This is a genomic window from Streptomyces fagopyri (genome assembly GCF_009498275.1).
In the GTDB taxonomy this organism is placed as follows: Bacteria; Actinomycetota; Actinomycetes; order Streptomycetales; family Streptomycetaceae; genus Streptomyces; species Streptomyces fagopyri.
This window is the reverse complement of the sequence record NZ_CP045643.1, coordinates 6,831,875-6,855,954: the sequence shown is the minus strand read 5'-3', so window position 1 is coordinate 6,855,954 and position 24,080 is coordinate 6,831,875. Positions and strand designations below refer to the sequence as shown.

17 protein-coding genes, 1 tRNA gene and 1 pseudogene are annotated in these 24,080 nt (G+C 69.4%); 10 read left to right on the top strand and 9 right to left on the bottom strand.

Annotated elements, in window-relative coordinates:
- Positions 1-11 precede the first annotated feature (11 nt).
- The 7 genes from GFH48_RS29585 to GFH48_RS29555 all read left to right on the top strand — a co-directional run bounded on the left by GFH48_RS29585 (position 12) and on the right by GFH48_RS29555 (position 9,726).
- The gene (locus tag GFH48_RS29585) at positions 12-2,291 is read left to right on the top strand and encodes an FdhF/YdeP family oxidoreductase (protein ID WP_153291154.1); all 2,280 of its coding nucleotides are present in this window, start codon (positions 12-14) and stop codon (positions 2,289-2,291) included.
- A 54-nt stretch (positions 2,292-2,345) separates the two neighbouring features.
- Complete coding sequence (locus GFH48_RS29580; protein ID WP_153291153.1) at positions 2,346-2,834, top strand: PaaI family thioesterase; 489 nt, start codon at positions 2,346-2,348, stop codon at positions 2,832-2,834.
- Between the two features lie 975 nt (positions 2,835-3,809).
- Complete coding sequence (locus tag GFH48_RS29575; protein ID WP_153291152.1) at positions 3,810-5,030, top strand: branched-chain amino acid ABC transporter substrate-binding protein; 1,221 nt, start codon at positions 3,810-3,812, stop codon at positions 5,028-5,030.
- A gap of 130 nt (positions 5,031-5,160) precedes the next feature.
- On the top strand, positions 5,161-6,093 hold the full coding sequence (locus tag GFH48_RS29570; protein ID WP_153291151.1) for a branched-chain amino acid ABC transporter permease: 933 nt from the start codon (positions 5,161-5,163) through the stop codon (positions 6,091-6,093).
- Positions 6,094-6,098: 5 nt separating this feature from the next.
- Entirely contained in the window at positions 6,099-7,895 is a 1,797-nt protein-coding gene (locus tag GFH48_RS29565; protein ID WP_153293175.1) for a branched-chain amino acid ABC transporter permease, read from the top strand.
- Positions 7,896-7,900: 5 nt separating this feature from the next.
- The gene (locus tag GFH48_RS29560) at positions 7,901-9,013 is read left to right on the top strand and encodes an ABC transporter ATP-binding protein (RefSeq protein ID WP_228121020.1); all 1,113 of its coding nucleotides are present in this window, start codon (positions 7,901-7,903) and stop codon (positions 9,011-9,013) included.
- Entirely contained in the window at positions 9,010-9,726 is a 717-nt protein-coding gene (locus tag GFH48_RS29555) for an ABC transporter ATP-binding protein (RefSeq protein ID WP_153291150.1), read from the top strand. Before GFH48_RS29560 ends, GFH48_RS29555 begins: the two co-directional genes overlap by 4 nt.
- A gap of 76 nt (positions 9,727-9,802) precedes the next feature.
- Here the strand turns inward: GFH48_RS29555 and GFH48_RS29550 are convergent, their stop codons facing one another.
- A complete protein-coding gene (locus tag GFH48_RS29550; protein ID WP_153291149.1) occupies positions 9,803-10,453 on the bottom strand; it encodes an ANTAR domain-containing response regulator in 651 nt (216 codons plus the stop codon).
- Positions 10,454-10,554: 101 nt separating this feature from the next.
- On the opposite strand from GFH48_RS29550, the gene GFH48_RS29545 reads away from it, so the two are divergent.
- A tRNA-Leu gene (locus GFH48_RS29545) sits at positions 10,555-10,627 on the top strand.
- Positions 10,628-10,733: 106 nt separating this feature from the next.
- The gene (locus GFH48_RS29540; RefSeq protein WP_153291148.1) at positions 10,734-11,510 is read left to right on the top strand and encodes a helix-turn-helix domain-containing protein; all 777 of its coding nucleotides are present in this window, start codon (positions 10,734-10,736) and stop codon (positions 11,508-11,510) included.
- A 10-nt stretch (positions 11,511-11,520) separates the two neighbouring features.
- On the opposite strand, the gene pyk is transcribed toward GFH48_RS29540, so the two are convergent.
- Positions 11,521-12,957, bottom strand: a complete 1,437-nt coding sequence (gene pyk / locus GFH48_RS29535; RefSeq protein WP_153291147.1) for a pyruvate kinase — start codon at positions 12,955-12,957, stop codon at positions 11,521-11,523.
- 227 nt (positions 12,958-13,184) lie between these two features.
- Complete coding sequence (locus GFH48_RS29530) at positions 13,185-13,898, bottom strand: SIMPL domain-containing protein (protein WP_153291146.1); 714 nt, start codon at positions 13,896-13,898, stop codon at positions 13,185-13,187.
- A 139-nt stretch (positions 13,899-14,037) separates the two neighbouring features.
- Between GFH48_RS29530 and GFH48_RS29525 the strand changes: the two genes are divergently transcribed.
- A complete protein-coding gene (locus GFH48_RS29525; protein WP_153291145.1) occupies positions 14,038-15,852 on the top strand; it encodes a bifunctional metallophosphatase/5'-nucleotidase in 1,815 nt (604 codons plus the stop codon).
- 111 nt (positions 15,853-15,963) lie between these two features.
- Here the strand turns inward: GFH48_RS29525 and GFH48_RS29520 are convergent, their stop codons facing one another.
- The 6 genes and pseudogenes from GFH48_RS29520 to GFH48_RS29495 all read right to left on the bottom strand — a co-directional run bounded on the left by GFH48_RS29520 (position 15,964) and on the right by GFH48_RS29495 (position 24,014).
- Positions 15,964-17,382, bottom strand: coding sequence for a lysine N(6)-hydroxylase/L-ornithine N(5)-oxygenase family protein (locus GFH48_RS29520; RefSeq protein ID WP_153291144.1), 1,419 nt, complete (start codon positions 17,380-17,382; stop codon positions 15,964-15,966).
- Entirely contained in the window at positions 17,379-18,764 is a 1,386-nt protein-coding gene (locus GFH48_RS29515) for a pyridoxal phosphate-dependent decarboxylase family protein (protein WP_153291143.1), read from the bottom strand. The genes GFH48_RS29520 and GFH48_RS29515 overlap by 4 nt, the downstream gene beginning before the upstream one ends.
- Positions 18,765-19,470: 706 nt before the next feature.
- The gene (gene pepN, locus GFH48_RS29510) at positions 19,471-21,972 is read right to left on the bottom strand and encodes an aminopeptidase N (protein WP_153291142.1); all 2,502 of its coding nucleotides are present in this window, start codon (positions 21,970-21,972) and stop codon (positions 19,471-19,473) included.
- 70 nt (positions 21,973-22,042) lie between these two features.
- Positions 22,043-22,513: a response regulator gene (locus GFH48_RS29505; protein WP_153291141.1), complete on the bottom strand. Its 471-nt coding sequence runs from the start codon at positions 22,511-22,513 to the stop codon at positions 22,043-22,045.
- 125 nt (positions 22,514-22,638) lie between these two features.
- Positions 22,639-22,971, bottom strand: a pseudogene (locus GFH48_RS39795) (chorismate mutase); the annotation flags it as partial.
- Between the two features lie 158 nt (positions 22,972-23,129).
- Positions 23,130-24,014 (bottom strand): helix-turn-helix transcriptional regulator, encoded by an 885-nt coding sequence (locus GFH48_RS29495; protein ID WP_153291140.1) that lies wholly within the window; start codon positions 24,012-24,014, stop codon positions 23,130-23,132.
- Between the last annotated feature and the right edge of the window lie 66 nt (positions 24,015-24,080).

The following is a 24,080-nucleotide window of genomic DNA, read 5'->3' as shown; positions in this document are numbered from 1 at the left end:
GGGGTTCAGCGATGGCCAGCAAGCCGCCCAAGAGCGATCCGGTCCAGGACGCGCCACAGGTCGCCGAACCGAAGCACGCGGCGGCCGGGCTGCCCGCGATCGGACACACCCTGCGGATCGCCCAGCAGCAGATGGGCGTGCGCCGCACCGCGCTCACCCTGCTCAGGGTCAACCAGAAGGACGGCTTCGACTGCCCCGGCTGCGCCTGGCCCGAGCCGGAGCACCGGCACACGGCGGAGTTCTGCGAGAACGGCGCGAAGGCGGTCGCCGAGGAGGCGACCCTGCGCCGGGTCACCCCCGGCTTCTTCGCCGAGCACCCCGTCACCGACCTCGCCGGCCGCAGCGGCTACTGGCTCGGACAACAGGGCCGCCTCACCCACCCCATGTATTTGCCCGAGGGCGCCGACCACTACGAGCCGGTGACCTGGGAACGCGCCTTCGACATCGTCGCCGACGAGCTCACCGCGCTCGACTCGCCCGACGAGGCCCTTTTCTACACCTCCGGACGGACGAGCAACGAGGCCGCCTTCCTCTACCAGCTCTTCGCCCGCGAGCTCGGCACGAACAACCTCCCCGACTGCTCGAACATGTGCCACGAGTCCTCGGGTTCCGCCCTCTCGGAGACCATAGGCATAGGCAAGGGCAGCGTCCTGCTCGACGACCTCCACCAGGCGGACCTCATCATCGTCGCCGGGCAGAACCCCGGCACGAACCACCCCCGCATGCTCTCCGCCCTGGAGAAGGCCAAGGCCAACGGCGCGAAGATCATCAGCGTGAACCCGCTCCCCGAAGCGGGCCTGGAGCGCTTCAAGAACCCGCAGACCCCACAGGGCATGCTCAAGGGCGCCGCCCTCACGGACCTGTTCCTGCAGATCCGCCTCGGCGGCGACCAAGCCCTCTTCCGCCTCCTGAACAAGCTCGTCCTCGACACCGAAGGCGCCGTCGACGAGGACTTCGTCGCCGAGCACACCCACGGATACGAGGAGTTCGCGGCCACCGCCCGCGCCGCCGACTGGGACGAGACACTCACCGCGACCGGCCTCACCCGCGCGAAGATCGACGAAGCCCTGGCCATGGTCCTCGCCTCGCGGCGCACCATCGTCTGCTGGGCCATGGGCCTCACCCAGCACAAGCACTCCGTGCCGACCATCCGCGAAGTCGTCAACTTCCTGCTGCTGCGCGGCAACATAGGCCGCCCCGGCGCGGGCGTCTGCCCGGTCCGCGGCCACTCGAACGTGCAGGGCGACCGCACCATGGGCATCTTCGAACGCCCCGCCCCCGCCTTCCTGGACGCCCTGGAGAAGGAGTTCGGCTTCGCCCCGCCCCGCGAACACGGCTACGACGTCGTCCGCGCCATCCGCGCCCTGCGCGACGGCGACGCGAAGGTCTTCTTCGCCATGGGCGGCAACTTCGTGTCCGCGTCCCCCGACACCGAGGTGACCGAGGCCGCCATGCGCCGCGCCCGCCTCACCGTGCACGTGTCGACGAAGCTCAACCGTTCGCACGTGGTCACCGGCGCCCGCGCGCTGATCCTGCCCACCGTCGGCCGCACCGAACGCGACCTCCAGGGCAGCGGCGAACAGTTCGTCACCGTCGAGGACTCCATGGGCATGGTCCACGCCTCACGCGGCCGCCTGGAGCCCGCGAGCACCCACCTGCTGTCCGAACCGGCCATCGTGTGCCGCCTCGCCCGCCGCGTGCTCGGCGACGACTCCCGCACCCCCTGGGAGGAGTTCGAGAAGGACTACGCGACCGTGCGCGACCGCATCGCCCGCGTGGTCCCCGGCTTCGACGACTTCAACGCGCGCGTGGCCGACCCCGCGGGATTCGCCCTCCCCCACGCCCCGCGCGACGAACGCCGCTTCCCCACCGCCACGGGCAAGGCCAACTTCACCGCCGCGCCCGTCGAGTACCCGAAGCTCCCCGAGGGCCGGCTGCTGCTGCAGACCCTGCGCTCGCACGACCAGTACAACACCACGATCTACGGCCTGGACGACCGCTACCGGGGCATCAAGAACGGCCGCCGGGTCGTCCTGGTCAACCCCGAGGACGCGCGCGCGCTCGGCGTCGCCGACGGCTCGTACGTCGACCTGGTCAGCGAATGGCAGGACGGCCTCGAACGGCGCGCCCCCGGATTCCGCGTCGTGCACTACCCGACCGCCCTCGGCTGCGCCGCCTCCTACTACCCCGAGACCAACGTCCTCGTCCCCCTCGACGCCACCGCCGACACCAGCAACACCCCGGCCAGCAAGTCCGTCGTGATCCGTCTGGAACAATCGGCCACCGACTGAGCGTTCGCTCAGGACGTCAGCAAGAGAGATCGACGACGATCGGAGCCGGCCCCCATGGGCGAGCAGAGCCACGTGAAGTTCCCGCAAGAGGTCCTCGACGAGTACGCCGCGCTCGGCGTCGACCTGCCCGCCCTCTTCTCCGCGGGCCACCTCGGCACCCGCATGGGCGTCCAGATCGTCGAGGCCTCCGCGGACCGGGTCGTCGGCACCATGCCCGTGGAGGGCAACACCCAGCCGTACGGACTCCTGCACGGCGGCGCCTCCGCCGTCCTCGCGGAGACCCTCGGCTCCGTCGGCTCCATGCTGCACGGCGGCAGCTCCAAGATCGCCGTCGGCGTCGACCTGAACTGCACCCACCACCGCGGAGCACGCTCCGGCCTCGTCACGGGCGTGGCCACACCCGTCCACCGGGGACGCTCCACGGCCACGTACGAGATCGTCATCACGGACGAGGACGGCAAGCGCGTGTGCACCGCGCGGCTGACCTGTCTGCTCCGGGACGTACGCCCCGGCGACGAACAGCACGTGCGCCCCCAGGACTGACGCCCGCCCCGCACGGACACCGGATCCGTCCGCCGGCCCCGCCCGTCACATCGACGGACGGGCGGACGGCGGACACCCGGACCCGTCGAACACAGGCGCGGACGCGGCCGATCAGTACGGGCACAGCCAACGGACACGGGCGCACCGCGCGACTCCCGGCCGAGTGGGCACGGCACCAGGGGAGTTGAACCCCACCCCGGCACCGGCGCCCGCCCGTCACCCCGTCACAAGGACCCGACGACACGGGAGTTGCGACCCGCCGAACCCGTGGACCCGGGAACCCGGCACGGACAGGCCCGGACGAACACCCGCACGACGAATCCCCGCAGCGCCAACTCCCCCGCGCCTCAGCCGAATCACGCCCCGTCGTCCCCGACTCGGCGCGCCCGCGGCACAGTTGTGACGTCTCCCCCGCATACGGGACCATCACCACCTTCACCGGACTTCACGCCCGGACCCCACCGCATGCGATCTTTACCGCGCGGCCCGGGACAACCCACCGGATCACGGCCCACACCTCCGTGACCGAGCGTTCCGGACTCCCTCACGACACCGAACTCCTCCACGCCCGACGTAACGCTGCGTAACACGCACGCAATACAGCACCGGAGTTCGCCCTTCGAAGCCCAGTACTCCGGGGATCTTTCCGCGTTCCTCCGCCCGACCTGCGATGCCTTCCCACCCTGACGCTCACCTACGCACAACCGGAAGTGCGGATTCTCAACATGTGGACTTCGCAGAATTTCCGCCAAACCGGCTGAGAGCACCCTTCCTCGAAGCTCACCAACCAGCACGTCATAACAAGAAAGTCACAAGCCAGCCCACCACGATGCCGGGGCCCACAGACAGGCTTAGAGTCACGGCCAGTCACCGCGCCGCCGGGCGCGTCTGCAGCACGGCATCTGTAACACCAGTACGGCCCGGCGAGACTCACAGCGGCTCAGCCGAGCTGCTGCGCCAGGGAGAGGAATCATCGTGCGACAGCGTTCTTTGGTCATACTCACCTCCGTGCTCACCACTGGAGCACTCACGCTGACCGCCTGCGGTTCGCGCGACGACGGTGGGAACAAGGACAGCGGCAAGAAGACCGAGATCATCATCGGTGTCGACGCCCCGCTGACCGGTCAGAACTCCGCCACCGGCCTCGGCATCCAGGGCGGCGTCCAGATCGCCGTCGACGACGCCAACAAGAACAACACCGTTCCCGGCGTGACCTTCAAGGTCCAGGCGCTCGACGACAAGGCGATCCCCGCCAGCGGCCAGCAGAACGCCACCGCCCTCGTCGGCAACGACAAGGTGCTCGGCGTCGTCGGCCCGCTCAACTCCGGTGTCGCCACCCAGATGCAGCAGGTCTTCGCGACCGCCGGCCTGGTCGAGATCTCGCCCTCCAACACGGCGCCCGAACTCACCCAGGGCAAGAACTGGCAGACCTCGAAGTCCCGCCCGTTCAAGACGTACTTCCGCACCGCCACCACCGACGCCCTCCAGGGCGGCTTCGCGGCCGAGTACGCGACCACCACGCTCAAGAAGAAGAACGTCTTCGTCGTCGACGACAAGCAGACCTACGGCGCCGGTCTGGCCAAGCTGTTCAAGGCCGGCTTCACCAAGGGTGGCGGCAAGGTCGCGGGCGAGGACCACGTCAACACCGGCGACACCGACTTCTCCGCCCTCGTCACCAAGATCAAGAACTCCAAGGCCGACCTCGTCTACTACGGCGGCCAGTACGACGAGTCCGAGAAGCTCACCAAGCAGCTCAAGGACGGCGGCGCCAAGATCCCGGTGTTCGGTGGCGACGGCATGTTCAGCGACACCTACATCCAGACCGCCGGCAAGACCTCCGAGGGCGACCTCGTCACCTCGGTCGGCCAGCCCGTCGACTCCCTGGCCTCCGCCGCGGACTTCATCAAGAAGTACAAGGCTTCCGGCCTCAAGGGCGACTACGGCACCTACGGCGGTTACTCCTACGACGCCGCCACCGCCATCATCAAGGCGATCGGCAACGTCGTGAAGGACGGCAAGGTCCCCGACGGCGCCCGCGCCAAGATCGTCGACGAGGTCCAGAAGACGAAGTTCGACGGCATCGCCGGCCCCGTCTCCTTCGACGAGTTCGGTGACACCACCAACAAGCAGCTCACCGTCTACCAGGTCGTGGCCGGCAAGTGGAAGGCCGTCAAGAGCGGCACGTTCAACGGCTGATCCGATCTGATCCCCTCGGATCCGATCCGCCGCTAGCACAACCCCAGGGCCGCGCGGCCTCGACCACACGTCACCGCGCGGCCCGCTCCATACTCCCTTTCACTCTCCCCACCCACATGGAGGCCATGCGGTGAACACCCTGCCGCAGCAGCTGGCCAACGGGCTGTTCCTCGGCTCGATGTACGGGCTGATCGCCATCGGCTACACGATGGTGTACGGCATCGTCCAGCTCATCAACTTCGCCCACGGCGAGATCTTCATGACCGGAGGCTTCGGCGCACTCACGGTCTACCTCTACGTCCTGCCCGACGGCACATCCATGTGGATAGCCCTTCCGGCGATGCTCATCGGCGGAGGCCTCGTCGCCGTCCTGATCGCCGTCGGGGCGGAACGGTTCGCCTACCGTCCACTGCGCGGCGCACCACGCCTCGCACCCCTCATCACCGCCATCGGCCTCTCCCTCGCCCTCCAGCAGGCCGTCTTCAACTGGTACCCGGACGCCAAGACCGACCGCAAGTTCCCCCAACTCGACTTCGGCCCCTGGCACCTCGGCTCCATCAGCGTCCAGAGCGGCTCCGTCTTCGTCATCATCGCCGCCCCCCTCTGCATGGCGGCCCTCGCGATCTTCGTCCGCATGTCCCGCACCGGCCGCGCCATGCAGGCCACCGCCCAGGACCCGGACACCGCCCAGCTCATGGGCATCGACACCAACAAGATCATCGTGATCGCCTTCGCGATCGGCGGCTTCTTCGCCGCCGTGGCCGCCATCGCCTACGGCCTGCGCTACGGCACCATCCAGTACAACATGGGCTTCCAGATGGGCCTCAAGGCCTTCACCGCGGCCGTCCTCGGCGGCATCGGCAACATCTACGGCGCCATGATCGGCGGCCTCGTCCTCGGCCTCGCCGAAACCATGGCCACCTCCTACATCGACGGCATCCCCGGCATGCAGCAGCTCGGCGGCGGCGGCTGGTCCTCCGTCTGGGCCTTCGTCCTCCTCATCCTCGTACTGCTGTTCAGACCACAGGGTCTGGTCGGCGAACGCGTCGCGGACAGGGCGTGAGCACCATGGCAACCACCGAGAACACCGCAGAGAACACCACCGGGGTCGCCGCACCCACGGCCGGCCTGATCGCCCTCCCGCAGACGGTCGCCCGCGTCCTCATCGCCGTCGGCGCCATCGGCACCATCGCCAGCGCCTTCATGTCGTGGACCTACACGGCCGACTTCCCCGGCGACCTCACCTACTACGGCTCCCCCGCCGGCCTCCAGGTCCTCGCCCTCGTCGCGGGCGCCCTCGCCCTCCTCTTCGCGCTCACCCACTACGGCATCCGCGGACTGCGCTGGCTCAACCCGACCGCCGCCACCGCACCGGTCGTCCTCGCCACCGCCTCCGCGTTCGCCATCAGCTGGTTCAGCGCCATCGCCATCGCCGTCGACCTCAAGGGCATCGTCGCCCTCGACCCCGGCGCCTACGTCGCCGCCGTCGCCTCCCTCATCGCCCTCCTCGGCGCCCTGGCACTCCCCAAGCCCGGTGACACCTTCAAGGACTACGTCACCAAACCCGAACACCTCCCCGCCGCCGCACAACTCCCCGCCTGGGGCGAGCGCCTCGTCATCACCGGCGCCACCGCCGTCGCACTGATCGTCTTCACCTACGGCATCGGCGTCGACCCCGACGCCAGCGAGACCTTCATCGGCTACCTGCTGCTCGTCGTCCTCGGCGTCTGGGCCCTCCAGTCCGCCGGACTCTTCGACCGCTTCGCCGAACTCAACGTCCGCCACAAGGGATTCGCCACCTCCATGGCGTTCCTCGCCGCGGCGATCTTCCCCTTCGTCGAGAACGACGAACACAACGCCAACCTCGGCGTGAACATCCTCGTCGTCGCCACCGTCGCCCTCGGCCTCAACATCGTCGTCGGCCTCACCGGCCTCCTCGACCTCGGATACGTCGCCTTCCTCGGCGTCGGCGCCTACGCCGCCGCCCTCGTCTCCGGCTCCGAGTTCTCCCGCTTCTCCGGCGTCCAGTTCCCCTTCTGGGCCGCCATGCTCACCGGCATGGCAGCGTCGCTCGTCTTCGGCGTCCTCATCGGCGCCCCCACCCTGCGACTGCGCGGCGACTACCTCGCCATCGTCACCCTCGGCTTCGGAGAGATCTTCCGCATCACCGTCAACAACCTCGACGGCTCCTCCGGACCCAACCTCACCAACGGCCCCAACGGCATCTCGATGATCCCGGACCTCAACATCTTCGGGTTCAACTTCGGCAACGCCCACGAGATCGGCTCGCTCACCCTCGGCCGCTTCGCCAACTACTTCCTGCTGATGCTGATCATCACCGGCATCGTCGTGATCGTCTTCAACCGCGCCGCGGACTCCCGCATCGGCCGCTCCTGGATCGCCATCCGCGAGGACGAGACCGCCGCCACCGCCATGGGCATCAACGGCTTCCGCGTCAAGCTCATCGCCTTCGCACTCGGCGCCTCCCTCGCCGGCCTCGCCGGCACCGTCAGCGCCCACGTCGGCTACAGCGTCAACCCGGCCCCGTACCAGTTCGCCGGCTCCGTGCCCCCGAACTCCGCGTTCCTGCTCGCCGCGGTCGTCCTCGGCGGCATGGGCACCGTCAACGGCCCCATCCTCGGCGCCACCCTGCTCTACCTCCTCCCCGAGAAGCTCGGCTTCCTGAAGGAGTACCAGCTCTTCGCCTTCGGCCTCGCGCTCGTCATCCTCATGCGCTTCCGCCCCGAAGGCATCATCGCCAACCGTCGCCGCCAACTCGAGTTCCACGAGGCCGACGAGACCATCGACATCCCCGAACAGGGCCTGCCCGACTCCACCGTCGGCGTCACCAAGGCAGGGGCGTGACCCACATGACCACCACCACAGCCCCCAGCCCCGTCCTCGAGGCCAGCGGCGTCACCATGCGCTTCGGCGGCCTCACCGCCGTACGCAGCGTCGACCTCACCGTCAACAGCGGCGAGATCGTCGGCCTCATCGGCCCCAACGGCGCCGGCAAGACCACCTTCTTCAACTGCCTCACCGGCCTCTACGTCCCCACCGAGGGCAAGGTCTCCTACAAGGGCACGGTCCTGCCGCCCAAGCCCCACCTCGTCACCAGCGCCGGCATCGCCCGCACCTTCCAGAACATCCGGCTCTTCGCCAACATGACCGTCCTGGAGAACGTGCTCGTCGGCCGCCACACCCGCACCAAGGAAGGCCTCTGGTCCGCCCTCCTGCGCGGCCCCGGCTTCCGCAAGGCCGAAGCCACCTCCCGCGAACGCGCCATGGAACTGCTGGAGTTCATCGGCCTCGCCCACAAGGCCGACCACCTCTCCCGCAACCTCCCCTACGGCGAACAGCGCAAGCTCGAGATCGCCCGCGCCATGGCCAGCGAACCCGGCCTCCTCCTCCTGGACGAGCCCACCGCCGGCATGAACCCGCAGGAGACCCGCGCGACCGAAGACCTCGTCTTCGCCATCCGCGACCGCGGCATCGCCGTCCTCGTCATCGAGCACGACATGCGCTTCATCTTCAACCTCTCCGACCGCGTCGCCTGCCTCGTCCAGGGCGAGAAGCTCGTCGAAGGCACCTCGGACGTCGTCCAGGGCGACGAACGCGTCATCGCCGCCTACCTCGGCACCCCCTTCGAAGGCGCCCCCGGCGCCGACGAACTCGCCGAGGTCGAGGCAGCCGAAGCCGGCGGCGCCGGCACAGCGGCGACCACACCGGCCGACGCCACCGTGCCCGCACAGGCCACGGAACCGGACGCGGAGACGGAGACGCCGGAGACCACGGAAACGGCACCGGCCACGGAGACCGCGGAACCGGCAACGGCCTCGGACACACCGGAGACCACGGAACCCGGCGAAACCCCGGACGCCCCCGACGCCCCGGCAGTCCCCGCCACCACCGAGACCCCGGAAGCCGCCCAGGACGACGCCTCCGCGGAGAGCACCACCAGCAAGGAAGGAAACGCCCAGTGACCGCACTGCTCGAGGTCGAAGACCTCAAGGTCGCCTACGGCAAGATCGAAGCCGTCAAGGGCATCTCCTTCTCCGTCGAAGCCGGCCAGATCGTCACCCTCATCGGCACCAACGGCGCGGGCAAGACCACCACCCTGCGCACCCTCTCCGGCCTCCTCAAGCCGACCTCCGGCCGCATCACCTTCGACGGCCAACCCCTGGACGGCATCCCCGCCCACAAGATCGTCTCCCTGGGCCTCGCCCACTCCCCCGAGGGACGCCACATCTTCCCCCGGCTGACGATCACCGAGAACCTCCAGCTCGGAGCCTTCCTCCGCACCGACAAGGCAGGCATCGAGAAGGACATCCAGCGCGCCTACGACCTCTTCCCCATCCTCGGGGAACGCCGCAAGCAGGCCGCCGGAACCCTCTCGGGCGGCGAACAGCAGATGCTCGCCATGGGCCGCGCGCTCATGTCCCAGCCCAAACTGCTCATGCTCGACGAACCCTCCATGGGCCTCTCACCGATCATGATGCAGAAGATCATGGCCACCATCGCCGAACTCAAGTCCGACGGCACGACCATCCTCCTCGTCGAACAGAACGCCCAGGCGGCGCTCTCCCTCGCCGACCAGGGACACGTCATGGAAGTCGGCAACATCGTGCTCTCCGGAACCGGACAGGACCTCCTGCACGACGAGTCCGTACGCAAGGCCTACCTCGGCGAGGACTAGAACCCCGCCCACAGCCGAAGAGGCCCGCGCCCCTCGTGGGGACGCGGGCCTCTTCGCGCGCTCGCACGCGACGGGACTAACCCTTCGGCGACTTCTTCTCCGCGGCGTCCGCGATGACCGCCTCCGCGACCTGCTGCATCGACATCCGACGGTCCATCGACGTCTTCTGGATCCACCGGAACGCCGCCGGCTCCGTCAGGCCGTACTCCGTCTGGAGCACCGACTTCGCCCGGTCCACCAGCTTCCGCGTCTCCAGCCGCAGACTCAGGTCCGCGACCTCCTGCTCCAACTGCTTCAGCTCCGCGAACCGGGACACGGCCATCTCGATCGCCGGCACGACATCGCTCTTGCTGAACGGCTTCACCAGGTACGCCATCGCACCCGCGTCACGCGCCCGCTCCACCAGATCGCGCTGCGAGAACGCCGTCAGCATCAGAACCGGGGCGATGCCCTCCTCCGCGATCTTCTCCGCCGCCGAGATCCCGTCCAGCTTCGGCATCTTCACGTCGAGGATCACGAGGTCCGGCTTGTGCTCACGGGCCAGCTCGACTGCCTGCTCACCGTCCCCCGCCTCACCCACGACGGAGTAGCCCTCTTCCTCGAGCATCTCTTTCAGGTCGAGACGGATCAGCGCCTCGTCCTCGGCGATGACGACACGGGTCGTCAGCGGAGGCACGTGCGACTTGTCGTCGTCGGCGACGGGCTGGGGCGACTCGGGGGCGGTCACGGGGGCTCCTCGTTCAGGGGCGGGTACTGCTCCCAAGAGCGTACCTAGCTGCGGTAAGGTGGTCACACGGCGGGTGACCGCTGACCTTCGTTTCGAAGGAAGCCCCGGTAGCCCAGCGGCAGAGGCGATGGATTCAAAACCCATACAGCGTCGGTTCGAATCCGACTCGGGGCACTTTTCTTTGGATTCCAAGGTCGTCAATCAAAAGCGGATGTTCCCATTCTGGTGAACATCCGCTTTTCGCTGCGTGCCATTCACTCCGTTTCCGCAGAGTGGCCACATGTACGACATCGGCACGCGCAAGCGAGCGCTGACACTGGTCGCGCAGGGGCACAGCCTCAACTCCGCGAGCAGGGCGACCGGCGCCTCCCGGTCCGCGATCCGTTCCTGGCAGTCACGCCTGGACCCGCTACCACGGATGCGGAACACGCCCTGTTCCAGATGCGGCCCCCTCACCGAGGCGCCTCCGGACACAGCGGCCTACAGCTACCTCCTCGGGCTCTACCTCGGAGACGGCTGCATCAGTCCTGGCGTGCGAGCGGGCCACTTTCTCCGCATCGCCTGCGCTGACAGCTGGCCGGGCCTGATCGAGACATGCGCCGCCGCCGTCGAAGCGGTCAACCCCAGCGCGAGGTCGAGCCGGTCGCAAGCGGGCGGGTACGTGTCCGTCGTCGCGTACAGCCGGCACTGGCGCTGCCTCTTCCCCCGGCACGGCCCCGGCAAGAAGCACGAGCGCCTCATCGTCCTCGAACCCTGGCAGCAGGAGATCGTCGGCGCCCACCCCTGGGAATTCGTCCGGGGCCTCATCCACTCCGACGGATGCCGGATCACCAACTGGACCACCCGTATGGTCGGCGGTGAACGCAAGCGCTACGAATATCCCCGGTACTTCTTCACCAACGTGTCGGACGACATCCGGCGGCTCTGCACCGACACCCTCGACACGCTCGGCGTCCGGTGGACGCACTGCACCCGCGGTGGAAACCCGTACAACATCTCCGTCGCCCAGAAGGCCTCCGTCGCCCTCATGGACACCCACGTCGGCCCCAAGTACTGACGGGGATCGCCTACTTGGGGCTGTCGTCCTCGCCGACGTGGTGGACGCGGACCAGGTTCGTCGTGCCGGAGACGCCGGGCGGGGAGCCGGCCGTGATGACCACGATGTCGCCCTTCTTGCAGCGGCCGTACTTCAGCAGCAGTTCGTCCACCTGGTCGACCATCGCGTCCGTGGAGCCGACGTGCGGGCCGAGGAAGGTCTCCACGCCCCACGTCAGGCTGAGCTGGGAGCGGGTCGCCGGGTCGGAGGTGAAGGCGAGCAGCGGGATCGGGGAGCGGTAGCGGGAGAGGCGGCGGACGGTGTCGCCGGACTGGGTGAAGGCGACGAGGAACTTGGCGCCGAGGAAGTCGCCCATCTCGGCCGCGGCGCGGGCGACGGCGCCGCCCTGGGTGCGGGGTTTGTTGCGTTCGGTGAGGGGTGGCAGGCCGGTGGCGAGGAGGTCCTCTTCGGCGGCGGTGACGATGCGGGCCATGGTGCGGACGGTCGCGACGGGGTATTTGCCGACGCTGGTCTCGCCGGAGAGCATGACGGCGTCGGTGCCGTCGATGACGGCGTTGGCGACGTCGGAGGCTTCGGCGCGGGTGGGGCGGGAGTGGTCGATCATCGAGTCGAGCATCTGGGTGGCGACGATGACCGGTTTGGCGTTGCGCCTGGCGAGCTTGATGGCGCGCTTCTGGACGATGGGCACCTGTTCGAGGGGCATTTCGACGCCGAGGTCGCCGCGGGCGACCATGATGCCGTCGAAGGCGGCGACGATGCCGTCGATGTTCTCGACGGCCTGGGGCTTCTCGACCTTGGCGATGACGGGGAGGCGGCGGCCTTCCTCGTCCATGATGCGGTGGACGTCGTGGATGTCGTCGCCGGTGCGGACGAAGGAGAGGGCGATGACGTCGAAGCCCATGCGCAGGGCCCAGCGGAGGTCTGCTTCGTCCTTGTCGGAGAGGGCGGGGACGGAGACGGCGACGCCGGGGAGGTTGAGGCCCTTGTGGTCGGAGACCATGCCGCCTTCGATGACGGTGGTGTGGACGCGGGGGCCGTCGACGGTGGTGACTTCGAGGCAGACCTTGCCGTCGTCGACGAGGATGCGCTCACCGGGGGTGACGTCGGTGGCGAGTCCGGTGTAGGTGGTGCCGCAGGTGTGGCGGTCGCCTTCGGCGCCTTCTTCGACGGTGATGGTGAAGGTGTCTCCGCGTTCAAGGAGTACGGGACCTTCGGTGAAGCGGCCGAGTCGGATCTTCGGGCCTTGAAGGTCGGCGAGGAGTCCGATGCTGCGGCCCGTTTCGTCGGCGGCCTTTCGCACCCGCTGGTAGCGGTCCTCGTGTTCGGCGTAGGTGCCGTGGCTGAGGTTGAAGCGGGCTACGTCCATTCCGGCGTCGACCAGGGCTTTGATCTGGTCGTAGGAGTCGGTGGCGGGGCCCAGGGTGCAGACGATTTTTGCTCGGCGCATGGTTTGAGCCTAGGCCTTACCCGTGGGTAGAGAATTGGCCGTGCATGACTACTCAACAACCTTTGCGTGAAGGATTATTGACAACTGTTGAATTGTGCGTGCGGCCGCTCCTATGAGCGGATGAGAGGCGGCGGGTGCGCGCCGCGGCCGTCCGGGGTTGCGCGGAGCGGCCTCCCGATGGTCCGGGTGGGGGATCGCCCGGTCACCGAGGGTGATGGTTTCGGGGGTCAGAGCCGGGGTGGGGCCATCGTGAACCGGGCGTTGACCTGGGCGTGGATGTGCTGGCGTTGGGGTTCGAGGTCGAGGGGCGGGGCTTCTTCGGGGGCGGCTCCGGCGAAGGACATGGAGCGCATGGCGCGGCCGGGGGCTGCGGGGTGGGACGGGGTGTTCTCGGCGCCGATGTCGGCGAGTTCGACGAGGGCGGCGAGGGTGGTGCCGAGGGCTTCGGCGTATTCGCGGGCGCGTTGGACGGCTTCTCGGACGGCTTGTTGGCGGGCTTGGCGGTGGGAGGGCGAGTCGGGGCGCAGGTCCCACCAGGGGCCGTCGATGCGGGTGAGGTCGAGGTCGGCCAGTCGGGTGGTGAGTTCGCCGAGTGCGGTGAAGTCGGTGAGTTCGGCGGTGATGTGGACGCGGCCGTGGTAGGCGCGGATGCGTTCGCCGCGGCCGTGTCTGGTGAGTTCGGGGCTGATGGAGTAGGTGCCGCTCTCGATGTGTTCGACGGCGTCGCCGTAGGACTTGATGAGGTCGAGGGCGGTGGTGTTGCGGCGGGTGAGGTCGGTGAGGGCTTCTCGGCGGTCGGTGCCGCGGGCGGCGACGGTGATGCCGATGCGGGCGATCTCGGGGTCGACTTCGAGGTGGGCTTCGCCGCGGACGGCGATGCGGGGTGCTTCGGGGGTGCCGTAGGGGAGGGAGGGTTGGGGTTGTTCCGTGGTGGGGGTCATGTGTTCCACTCTGTCATCGTGTGGGGGGTGTGCGGGGGTGGCTGGTCATCAGATGGAAACCTTCGGGCCCTGTTCGGGAGTGTCATGTGTGGGTCAGAATCTACGCGCGTCGTTGACCGATTCCCGAGGAGTCTGTGACATGTCTTTGAACCGCCGGAAGTTCCTGGAGAAGTCCGCCGTGACGGGTGCGGGGGTGGCGCTCGCGGGTGCGGTCGCGGCTCCGTCCGCGCAGGCCGCTGCGGAGTCGGTGGCGAGGGGTGGGAGGAAGCCTGTGAAGCGGTACTCCCTGACCGTGATGGGCACGACGGACCTGCATGGGCATGTCTTCAACTGGGACTACTTCAAGGACGCGGAGTACAAGGACAGCGCGGGCAACGCGCAGGGGCTGTCGCGGATCTCGACGCTGGTGAACGCGGTCCGCAAGGAGAAGGGGCGTTGCAACACGCTGCTGATCGACGCGGGTGACACGATCCAGGGGACTCCGCTGACGTACTACTTCGCGAAGGTGGATCCGATCACCGCGAAGCACGGTCCGGTGCACCCGATGGCGCAGGCGATGAACGCGATCGGGTACGACGCGGTGGCGTTGGGGAATCACGAGTTCAACTACGGGATCGAGACGCTGCGGAAGTTCGAGTCGCAGTGCGACTTCCCGTTGTTGGGGGCGAACGCGCTGGACGCGAAGACGCTGAAGCCGGCGTTCCCCCCGTATCTCATGAAGACGTTCCGGGTGCCGGGTGCGCCGGTGGTGAAGGTGGCGGTGCTGGGTCTGACGAACCCGGGTATCGCGATCTGGGACAAGGCTTATGTCCAGGGCAAGTTGGTGTTCCCGGGTCTTGAGGAGCAGGCCGCGAAGTGGGTGCCGAAGCTGCGTTCGATGGGTGCGGACGTGGTGGTGGTGTCGGCGCACTCGGGTGCGTCGGGTACGTCCTCGTACGGTGACCAGTTGCCGTACGTCGAGAACTCGGCGGCGTTGGTGGCGCAGCAGGTGCCGGGGATCGACGCGATTCTGGTCGGGCACGCGCACGCGGAGATTCCGGAGTTGAGGGTCACGAACGCGAAGACGGGGCGGACGGTGGTTCTTTCGGAGCCGCTGGCGTTCGCGGAGCGGTTGTCGGTGTTCGACTTCGAGTTGGTCTTCGAGAAGGGCCGGTGGCAGGTCGAGTCGGTGGCGGCGTCGGTCCGCAACTCGAACTCGGTGGCCGACGACCCGAAGATCACGCGGTTGCTGCGGGACGAGCACGCGTTGGTGGTGGAGTACGTCAATCAGGTGGTCGGTACGGCCACGGAGACGTTGACGACGGTCGAGGCGCGGTACAAGGACGCTCCGATCATCGATCTGATCACGAAGGTGCAGGAGGATGTGGTCAGGGCGGCTCTAGTGGGGACGGAGTACGCGTCGCTGCCGGTGATCGCGCAGGCCTCGCCGTTCTCGCGGACGTCGGAGATTCCGGCGGGTGAGGTGACGATCCGGGATCTGTCGAGCCTGTACGTGTATGACAACACGCTGGTGGCGAAGGTGATGACGGGTGCCCAGGTGCGGGCGTACCTGGAGTATTCGGCGAACTACTTCGTGCGGACCGCGGTGGGTGCGGTGGTGGACGTGGAGAAGCTGACCAACGCGAATGATCGTCCGGACTACAACTACGACTATGTGTCGGGGTTGGGGTACGACATCGACATCGCGCAGGCGGAGGGTTCGCGGATCAGGAATCTGACGTTCGGTGGTGTGGCGCTGGACGACGCGCAGCAGTTCGTGTTCGCGGTGAACAACTATCGGGCGAACGGTGGTGGCGCGTTCCCGTTCGTGGCGTCGGCCAAGGAGGTGTGGTCGGAGTCGACGGAGATCCGTACGCGTATCGCGGAGTGGGTGACGGCGAAGGGGACTCTCGACCCGAGGGAGTTCGCGTCGGTGGACTGGCGGCTCACGCGGGAGGGTACGCCGGTCTTCTAGTACCGCGCGGTGGTGTGAACGGCGTCGGTTCCCCTTTTTCCGGGGGGCCGGCGCCGTTGGCGTGTGGGGCGGTCCGGGGGTCGGTCGGGGGTGTTTCGGGGGCGGTGCGTCTCATCGTCCGTCGGCGAGGGGTGTGAGGGCCGGGCTGTGTCGTGTGGGTGGGATCTGTGGGTGGGGTTCGAGTCCGAAGGTGGTGAAGGCCGTTCGGCGTGGGAGTGGGTAGGGGTCCTTGCCGGTGAGGGAGTTGAGGATGGTGGCGCTGCGCCAGGCGGCGAGGCCGAGGTCGGGGGCGCCGACGCCGTGGGTGTGGAGTTCGGCGTTCTGGACGTAGACGCGGCCGTTGACGGAGGGGTCGAGGTGGAGGCGGAACTGGTCGTCGATGCGGGGGCGTTCGGAGTCGTCGCGGCGTAGGTAGGGGTCGAGTCCGGCGAGGATGCGGTCGAGGGGGCGTTCGCGGTAGCCGGTGGCGAGGACGACGGCGTCGGTGGTGAGGCGGCTGCGGGTGCCTTGTTGGCCGTGTTCGAGGTGGAGTTCGACTTTGGTGGTGGCGACGCGTCCGGCGGTGCGGACGGTGACGGCGGGGGTGAGGACGGCGTCGGGCCAGTCGCCGTGCAGGGTGCGGCGGTAGAGCTCGTCGTGGATGGCGGCGATGGTGTCGGCGTCGATGCCTTTGTGGAGTTGCCATTGGGCGGCGACGAGGCGGTCGCGTACGGGTTCGGTGAGGGCGTGGAAGTAGCGGGTGTAGTCGGGGGTGAAGTGTTCGAGGCCGAGTTTGGAGTACTCCATGGGGGCGAAGGCCTCGGTGCGGGCGAGCCAGTGGATCTTCTCGCGTCCGGCGGGGCGGTTCCTGAGGAGGTCGAGGAAGACTTCGGCGCCTGATTGTCCGGCGCCGATGACGGTGATGTGTTCGGCGGTGAGGAAGCGGTCGCGGTGGGCGAGGTAGTCGGCGGCGTGGATGACGGGGACGCCGGGGGCTTCGACGAGGGGTTTGAGGGCGTCGGGGATGTGGGGGGCGGTGCCGACGCCGAGGACGATGTTGCGGGTGTGGGTGCGGCCGAGGGCTTCGGCTTCTCCGTCGGTGCCGAGTTGGGTGAAGTCGACTTCGAAGAGGGCTCGTTCGGGGTTCCAGCGGACGGCGTCGACCTGGTGTCCGAAGTGGAGTCCGGGGAGGCGGTCGGCGACCCAGCGGCAGTAGGCGTCGTATTCGGCGCGCTGGATGTGGAAGCGCTCGGCGAAGTAGAAGGGGAAGAGGCGGTCGCGGTCCTTGAGGTGGTTGAGGAAGGACCAGGGGCTGGTGGGGTCGGCGAGGGTGACCAGGTCGGCGAGGAAGGGGACTTGGAGGGTGGCGCCGTCGATGAGGAGGCCGGGGTGCCAGTCGAAGCCGGGGCGCTGTTCGTAGAAGACGGTGTCGAGTTCGGGGAGGGGCTGGGCTAGGGCGGCGAGGGAGAGGTTGAAGGGGCCGATTCCGATGCCCACGAGGTCGCGGGGTGCTTCGGGTTCGTGGCGTGGGTGGAGGGGTGTCGGGGTCATCGGGGGGTGTGTCCTTCCACCAGTTTCAGGAGCGCGGCCAGGTCGTCCGGCCGGGTGTGGGGGTTGAGGAGGGTGGCTTTGAGCCAGAGGCGGTCGTCGAGGCGGGCGCGGCCGAGGACGGCGCGGCCGTCGTGGAGGAGTGTGCGACGTACGGCGGCGACGGCTTCGTCGGTGGCTCCGGCGGGCCGGAACAGGACGGTGCTGAGGGTGGGTGGGGCGTGGAGTTCGAGGCCGGGGCGGGAGGCGATGAGGTCGGCCAGGTCGGTGGCTCGGGCGCAGACGTGGTCGACGAGCGCGCCGAGGCCGGCGCGGCCGAGGGTTTTGAGGGTGACGGCGATCTTGAGGATGTCGGGGCGTCGGGTGGTGCGCAGGGAGCGGTCGAGGAGGTCGGGGAGTCCGGCTTCGGTGTCGTCGGTGGCGTTGAGGTAGTCGGCCTGGTGTCGCAGTGCGGTGAGGTCGTGGGGGTCCCGTACGGCGAGGAGGCCGGCGGCGATGGGCTGCCAGCCGAGTTTGTGAAGGTCGAGGGTGACGGTGTGGGCGCGGTCGAGTCCGTCGAGTGCGGGTCGGTGGCGGTCGCTGAAGAGGAGGCCCCCGCCGTAGGCGGCGTCGATGTGGAGGCGGGCGCCGTGGGTGGCGCAGACGTCGGCGAGGTCGGGCAGGGGGTCGATGAGTCCGGCGTCGGTGGTGCCCGCGGTGGCGGCGACGAGGAGGGAGCCGCGGGGGCCTCGGAGCGCGGTGAGGGCTTCGTCGAGGGCTACGGGGTCCATGGTGCCGGCGGGGGCGGGGACGACGACGGGGTCGGGCAGGCCGAGGAGCCAGGCGGCGCGGGGCAGTGAGTGGTGGGCGTTGGCGCCGTGGACGAGTTGGACGGCGCTGTGCGCTTCTCGGGCGAGGAGTACGGCGAGTTGGTTGGATTCGGTGCCGCCGGTGGTGACGAGGGCGGTGGCTGTGCGGGTTCCGTCCGTCGTTCCGTAGATCTCCGCGGCGAGAGTGGTGGTGACGAGGGTTTCGAGTTCCGACGCGGCGGGTGCCTGGTCCCAGGAGTCCAGGGACGGGTTGAGGACGGAGGCGGCGAGGTCGGCGGCGGTGGCGACGGCGAGGGGCGGGCAGTGCAGGTGGGCGGCGCAGAGGGGATCGGCGGGGTCGGCGGAGCCTTCGGCGAGGGCGTGGACGAGGGTGCGCAGGGCGTCGTCGGTGCCGTGCCGGGGCAGGATGTCGCCGGCCGCGTCCCGTAGGCGCCGGGCGACGTCCTCGGGTCCTCCGGCGGGCAGGGGTCCGCCGCGTGCGGTGCTGCCGGTGCGGAGTGCGTCGAGCACGGTGTCGAGCAGTGGCCGCAGTGCGCCGGGGCCTTCGGGACCTGAGGCGAGGGGCGGCGTGCTCATGGGTGTCCTCCGGTGGGCGCGCGGCAGGGGGTCCAAGCCTGTACGGGATGGGGGCGGCGCGCCCGCAGAGCACAACGATCTGACCCGAATGGGGGTACCGCCGTGGGGAGGAATGGTGAGTAAAGGGGCGGAGGTGACGGGGGGTGTTCGGGAGCCGGGTGGGGTGCGGTGCGGTGCCCTGCCGGGTGGGACCGGGGCGGTGGGGACGGGGGACGGTGGGGACGGGGTGATCGTCCCTGCCCTTTACGGGAGGGGCGATCGGCCCGCCGTGTGTCCGGGGGTGCGGGTCCGCCCGTCCGCCGGTCCTGGCACGTCCCGGGCCGGCCCCGGTGGACCCGGGCCGGCCCGACCGGCCCGGACCGGATCGAATCGGATCGAATCCGGTCTGCTGGATCCGGGTCCGTGCGGAGCGGGCTTCCACGAAGCCGGGTCCACGGAATCCGGGCCTGTTTACCCCGGGCCCGATCGGCCCCACTACCCGTTGACCTTCAGGACCGGTGGCCTCGGGGCCCGTTGACCTCGGACCGTACCCCGAGGCCCGTTGACCACCAGGCCCGTTGACCCCGAGGCCCGTTGACCACCAGGCCCCTCGACCCCGAGGCCCGTTGACCCGAGGCCCGTTGACCCCGAGGTCCGTTGGCCTCCAGGCCGTTGCCTCGGGGTTCAATGGGATCCCGGACCCCAGCGGGCCCCGGTGCCGGCGGATCTAGTTGCGGCTCGCTTCCCGTACCTTCAGCGCCCTTGCCAGGTCGTCGAGTTGGTCGACGAGCTTGCGGCGCAGCGCGGGGATGGGGTCGGCGTCGCGCAGGCAGGTCTCGCCGAGGGTGAGGGTCTCCGCGCTGACGGCGTGGCCGGGGAACGCGTAGCGGCCGGCGGCGTCGGCGATGGCGGGGCCTCGGCGGGCGGCGAGGGCCACGGCGTCGGCCCAGTAGCGCTCGACGTACTCCCGTACGAGGTCGGCCTGTTCGGGTTGCCAGAAGCCCTGGGCGGTCGCGGTGAACAGGTAGTTGGAGAGGTGGTCGGAGGCGAACATCTCCTCCCAGGCGCGTCGTTTGGCCTCGGGGTCGGGCAGCGCGGCGCGGCAGCGGGCGGCGCCTTCCTGGCCGGTGGCGCTGGGGTCCTGGACGAGTTCGGCCTCGATGACGGCGTCGTCGATGGCGCCGAGGACGGCGAGGCGGCCGAGGACGCGCCAGCGCAGTTCGGGGTCGAGTTCGGGGCCGCCGGGGACGGTGCCCTCGGAGAACCAGGCGCTGATGGTGTCGGGGTGGGCGGCGACGTCGATGAAGTGGCGTACGGCGGTGAGGCGCAGGCCCGGGTTGTCGCCGTCCTCGGTGCGGCGCAGGAGGTCGCGGCAGAGGTCGGTGAGGGTGGCGAGGGCGGTCGGGCGGTCCTCGGCGGGCAGGAGGAGGTCGGCGACCTGGGTGGCGGCGAACGTCAGGACGCCCTGGACGAGGGCGAGGTCGGTCTCGTGCGGGAGGTGGGTGCGGGCGGCGTCGATGTAGGCCATGGGGGGCAGTTCGCCGTCGCGGACGGCGTCGCGCAGGGCGTTCCAGACGACGGCGCGGGTGAGGGGTTCGGGCAGGCCGGACAGGGCGTCGCGGACGGTCCGGAAGGAGTCGGTGTCGAAGCGGATCTTGGCGTAGGTGAGGTCGCCGTCGTTGAGGAGGAGCAGGGCGGGGCGGCGGCCGGGGCCGAGTTCGACGGGGTCGTTCTGTGGTACGTCGGTCTCGAAGCGGGCCCGTGGGAGCAGTCGTCGGTCCTCGCCCGGGACGGTGTCGTAGGCGCTGACGGCGATGCGGTGGGGGCGGCTGCCGTGGTGTTCGACGGTGAGGTGCCAGGTGCCCTGGGTCTCGGTGAGTGTGGGGCGCAGGGTGTCGACGCCGGTGGTGCGCAGCCAGGAGGCGGCCCAGGCGTGGACGTCGCGTTCGGTGGTGGCGGCGAGGGAGTCGATGAAGTCGGCGAGGGTGGCGTTGGCGAACTTGTGGCGGGCGAAGTGGGTGTTGATGCCGGCCAGGAAGTCCTTCTCGCCGAGCCAGGTGACGAGTTGGCGCAGGGCGGAGGCGCCCTTGGCGTAGGAGATGCCGTCGAAGTTGAGCATGGCGGACGCGGTGTCGGGGACGGCGTCCGGGTCGGGGGCGACGGGGTGGGTGGAGGGGCGCTGGTCGGCGTCGTAGCCCCAGGGTTTGCGGGTGACGCCGAACTCGGTCCAGGTGTCGGTGAAGCGGGTGGCTTCGGTGAGGGTCTGGTAGCCCATGTACTCGGCGAAGGACTCGTTGAGCCAGATGTCGTCCCACCAGCGCAGGGTGACGAGGTCGCCGAACCACATGTGGGCCATTTCGTGGGCGATGACCATGGCGCGGGTCTGGCGCTCGGTGTCGGTGACGGCGGAGCGGTAGACGAACTCGTCGCGGAAGGTGACGAGGCCGGGGTTCTCCATGGCGCCGGCGTTGAATTCGGGGACGAACGCCTGGTCGTAGGAGTCGAAGGGGTAGGGCTCGTCGAACTTCTCGTGGTAGCGGTCGAAGCAGGCGCGGGTGACGTCGAGGATCTCGTCGGCGTCGGTGTCCAGGTAGGGGGCGAGCGAGCGGCGGCAGTGGATGCCGAAGGGGAGGCCGCGGTGCTCGGTGCGCACGGAGTGCCAGGGCCCCGCGGCGACGGCGACGAGGTAGGTGGAGATGAGTGGGGTGGGCGCGGCCTTCCAGCGGCCTTCTCCGAGGTGTTCGGTGATGCCGTTGGAGAGGACGGTCCAGGTGTCGGGGGCGGTGACGGTGAGGTCGAAGACAGCCTTGAGGTCGGGCTGGTCGAAGGCGGCGAAGACGCGCTGGACGTCTTCCATGAACAGCTGGGTGTAGAGGTAGGTCTCGCCGTCGGTGGGGTCGGTGAAGCGGTGCATGCCTTCGCCGGTGCGCGAGTAGTGCATGACGGTGTCGAGGCGCAGTTCGTGCTCGCCCTCGGTCAGGCCTTTGAGGGGAAGCCTGTTCCCGTCGAGGGTTTCGGGGTCGAGGGGCTGCCCGTCGAGGGTGACGGAGCGCAGCTCGGCGGGCTTCAGCTCGACGAAGGTGTCCGCGTCGGCGCGGGCGGTGAACCGGATGACGGTCCGGGATGCGAAGGTCTCGTCCCCGCCGGTCAGGTCGAGTTCGATCCCGTAGTGGTGGACGTCGAGGAGCTTGGCACGGGTCTGCGCTTCGTCGCGCGTCAGTACGGACATGGGGACATGCTGCCTGATGGCCCCGGCAGGGCACAGGGGTGGCCCGTCATGCGGCTTTTGTCTGGTCCGGTCAGGGGGTGCGGCCCTGTGCGAGGGTGCGGTTGGCGGCGTCGACCTCGGCGCGCAGTTCGCGCAGTTCCTGTTCGAGGGCCTGGCGGCGGCGGTGGGTGTCGTAGAGGTAGCGGACCTTGGTGCGCAGGGTCCAGGGGTCGACGGGTTTCATGACGAGGTCGGCGACGCCGAGCGCGTAGGCGGTGGCGGACAGTTCGGTGTCCGGGCCGAAGCCGGTGAGCAGGATGACGGGGATGTGCTGGGTCTGTTCCAGGCGCCGCATGTAGCGCACGACGTCGAGGCCGCTGACGCCGGGCATGCGTACGTCGAGGAGGAGCAGTCCGATCTGCCCGCGCAGGACTTCCTTGAGGGCGCCGTCGCCGCTGGTCGCGCGGGTCATGAGGTGACCCAGTGGGGCCAGGGCGTTCTCCAGCGCGTAGAGCGTGTCCTCGTGGTCGTCGACGATGAGGATCTTGGCATCCGACGGCATGGCCCGATACGTCCCCTCGCTCGGGCACCCGCCGTCCCTGGCGCGCATGGACGGGCGGCATGTGCCCTTGGCCTGACACTGACAGGGAGTGCTCCGCGCAGGATGCCCGCTGGGGGCACCCGGTGTCACTCCCCCGTGGCCCCGGTGGCCTGTCCCGCGCCGTCCGCGATGCTCTCGTGGTGGCGGATGACCTCGGCGATGATGAAATTCAGCAACTTTTCCGCGAAGGCCGGATCCAGCTTGGCGTTCTCGGCGAGCCGGCGCAGCCGGGCGATCTGCTGGGCCTCGCGGGAGGGGTCGGCGGGCGGCAGCTGGTGGGCTGCTTTGAGGTGACCGACCTGCTGGGTGCATTTGAAGCGTTCGGCGAGCATGTGGACGACGGCGGCGTCGATGTTGTCGATGCTGTCGCGCAGCCGGGCGAGTTCGGCGCGCACCGCCGCGTCGGCCTCGGTCGCGGTGGTGCCGGTCGCGTTCCCGGTGTCGCTCGTCGCGTTACCGGATCCGCTCGTCGCGTTCGCGTTCCCGGTGTCGTCGGTCGCGTGGCCGGTGCGGTCGGTCGTGTCGCCGCTGTCGTCGGTCGCGTCGCCGGTGTTGCTGGTGGTCATGGTCGACCAGCCTACGTGGCGTGCGGGTGGTCGGTCGTGGGCGGATCGTGGGGGTCGGGGGCGCTGTCGTCGCGGGCGCCGGGCGGGGTGCGGCCCTGTTGTGCGCGGAAGCGGACGGGAGCGACGCCGACACGGCGGGTGAACAGTCGGGAGAAGTAGGCGGGGTCGTCGTAGCCGACGCGTCGGGCCACGGCGGCGACGGGGAGTTCGGTGGCGGCGAGGAGTTCCTTGGCGCGGCCGAGGCGGATCGTGAGGAGGTAGTCCTTGGGGCCGCGGCCGGCGGCGCGGCGGACGGCACCGCGCAGTTCGGCGGGGGTCATGCCGTGCCGGGCCGCGTGTTCGGCGACGGACAGAGGCTGGAAGGCGTCCCGGGCGAGGGCGTGGAGTACGGGGTCGCCGTCGGGGGCGAGGTCGGCGCGGGCGCGGCGCAGTGCGACGAGGAGTTCGTGGACGGCGGCGCCGGTCTCGACCTCCAGGAGGGGGTTGTCACGGCGGGCGGCGCGGGCGATGCGGGTGACGGTGGCGCGGGCCGCGGCCGTGTCGGAGAGGGGGACGACGGGGCGGTCCGGTTCGATGTAGCCGAGTTCGGTGTAGGCGGTGGTCGCGGGGCCGGTGAAGTCGACGAAGCACTCGTCCCAGCTGGGGTCGGGTCCGTAGTGGTGGGGTACGCCGGGGGTGAGCCAGAGCAGGGCGGGGGCGGTGACGATGTGGCGGTGTCCGTCGGGGTCCTGGAGCCAGCCGCCGCCCGCGCTGACGACGACGGCGACGTGGTGGTCGAGGGTGCGTGGCCCGACAGGGGGCAGTTCGCCGTGCTGGAGACCGACGCCGAGGCAGGTGAGGCCGAGCCGGTGGTGGACGGGGGCGGGGGTGAGGTACCGCATCCAGGTGTGGTGCATCCGCTGTGCCTCCCGCCGGTGCGGCCGGTGTCGTTCTTCGGTCCAACCAGAGGTGATCTTTGTCCA

What these genes read in the sequence shown, in the direction of transcription:
- GFH48_RS29505 (WP_153291141.1), bottom strand. Translation starts at nt 22,513, where the DNA reads ATGCCGTCGGATGCCAAGATCCTCATCGTCGACGACCACGAGGACACG.
- GFH48_RS29515 (WP_153291143.1), bottom strand. Translation starts at nt 18,764, where the DNA reads ATGAGCACGCCGCCCCTCGCCTCAGGTCCCGAAGGCCCCGGCGCACTG.
- pepN (WP_153291142.1), bottom strand. Translation starts at nt 21,972, where the DNA reads ATGTCCGTACTGACGCGCGACGAAGCGCAGACCCGTGCCAAGCTCCTC.
- GFH48_RS29495 (WP_153291140.1), bottom strand. Translation starts at nt 24,014, where the DNA reads ATGCACCACACCTGGATGCGGTACCTCACCCCCGCCCCCGTCCACCAC.
- GFH48_RS29540 (WP_153291148.1), top strand. Translation starts at nt 10,734, where the DNA reads ATGTACGACATCGGCACGCGCAAGCGAGCGCTGACACTGGTCGCGCAG.
- GFH48_RS29580 (WP_153291153.1), top strand. Translation starts at nt 2,346, where the DNA reads ATGGGCGAGCAGAGCCACGTGAAGTTCCCGCAAGAGGTCCTCGACGAG.
- GFH48_RS29585 (WP_153291154.1), top strand. Translation starts at nt 12, where the DNA reads ATGGCCAGCAAGCCGCCCAAGAGCGATCCGGTCCAGGACGCGCCACAG.
- GFH48_RS29560 (WP_228121020.1), top strand. Translation starts at nt 7,901, where the DNA reads ATGACCACCACCACAGCCCCCAGCCCCGTCCTCGAGGCCAGCGGCGTC.
- pyk (WP_153291147.1), bottom strand. Translation starts at nt 12,957, where the DNA reads ATGCGCCGAGCAAAAATCGTCTGCACCCTGGGCCCCGCCACCGACTCC.
- GFH48_RS29525 (WP_153291145.1), top strand. Translation starts at nt 14,038, where the DNA reads ATGTCTTTGAACCGCCGGAAGTTCCTGGAGAAGTCCGCCGTGACGGGT.
- GFH48_RS29520 (WP_153291144.1), bottom strand. Translation starts at nt 17,382, where the DNA reads ATGACCCCGACACCCCTCCACCCACGCCACGAACCCGAAGCACCCCGC.
- GFH48_RS29565 (WP_153293175.1), top strand. Translation starts at nt 6,099, where the DNA reads ATGGCAACCACCGAGAACACCGCAGAGAACACCACCGGGGTCGCCGCA.
- GFH48_RS29530 (WP_153291146.1), bottom strand. Translation starts at nt 13,898, where the DNA reads ATGACCCCCACCACGGAACAACCCCAACCCTCCCTCCCCTACGGCACC.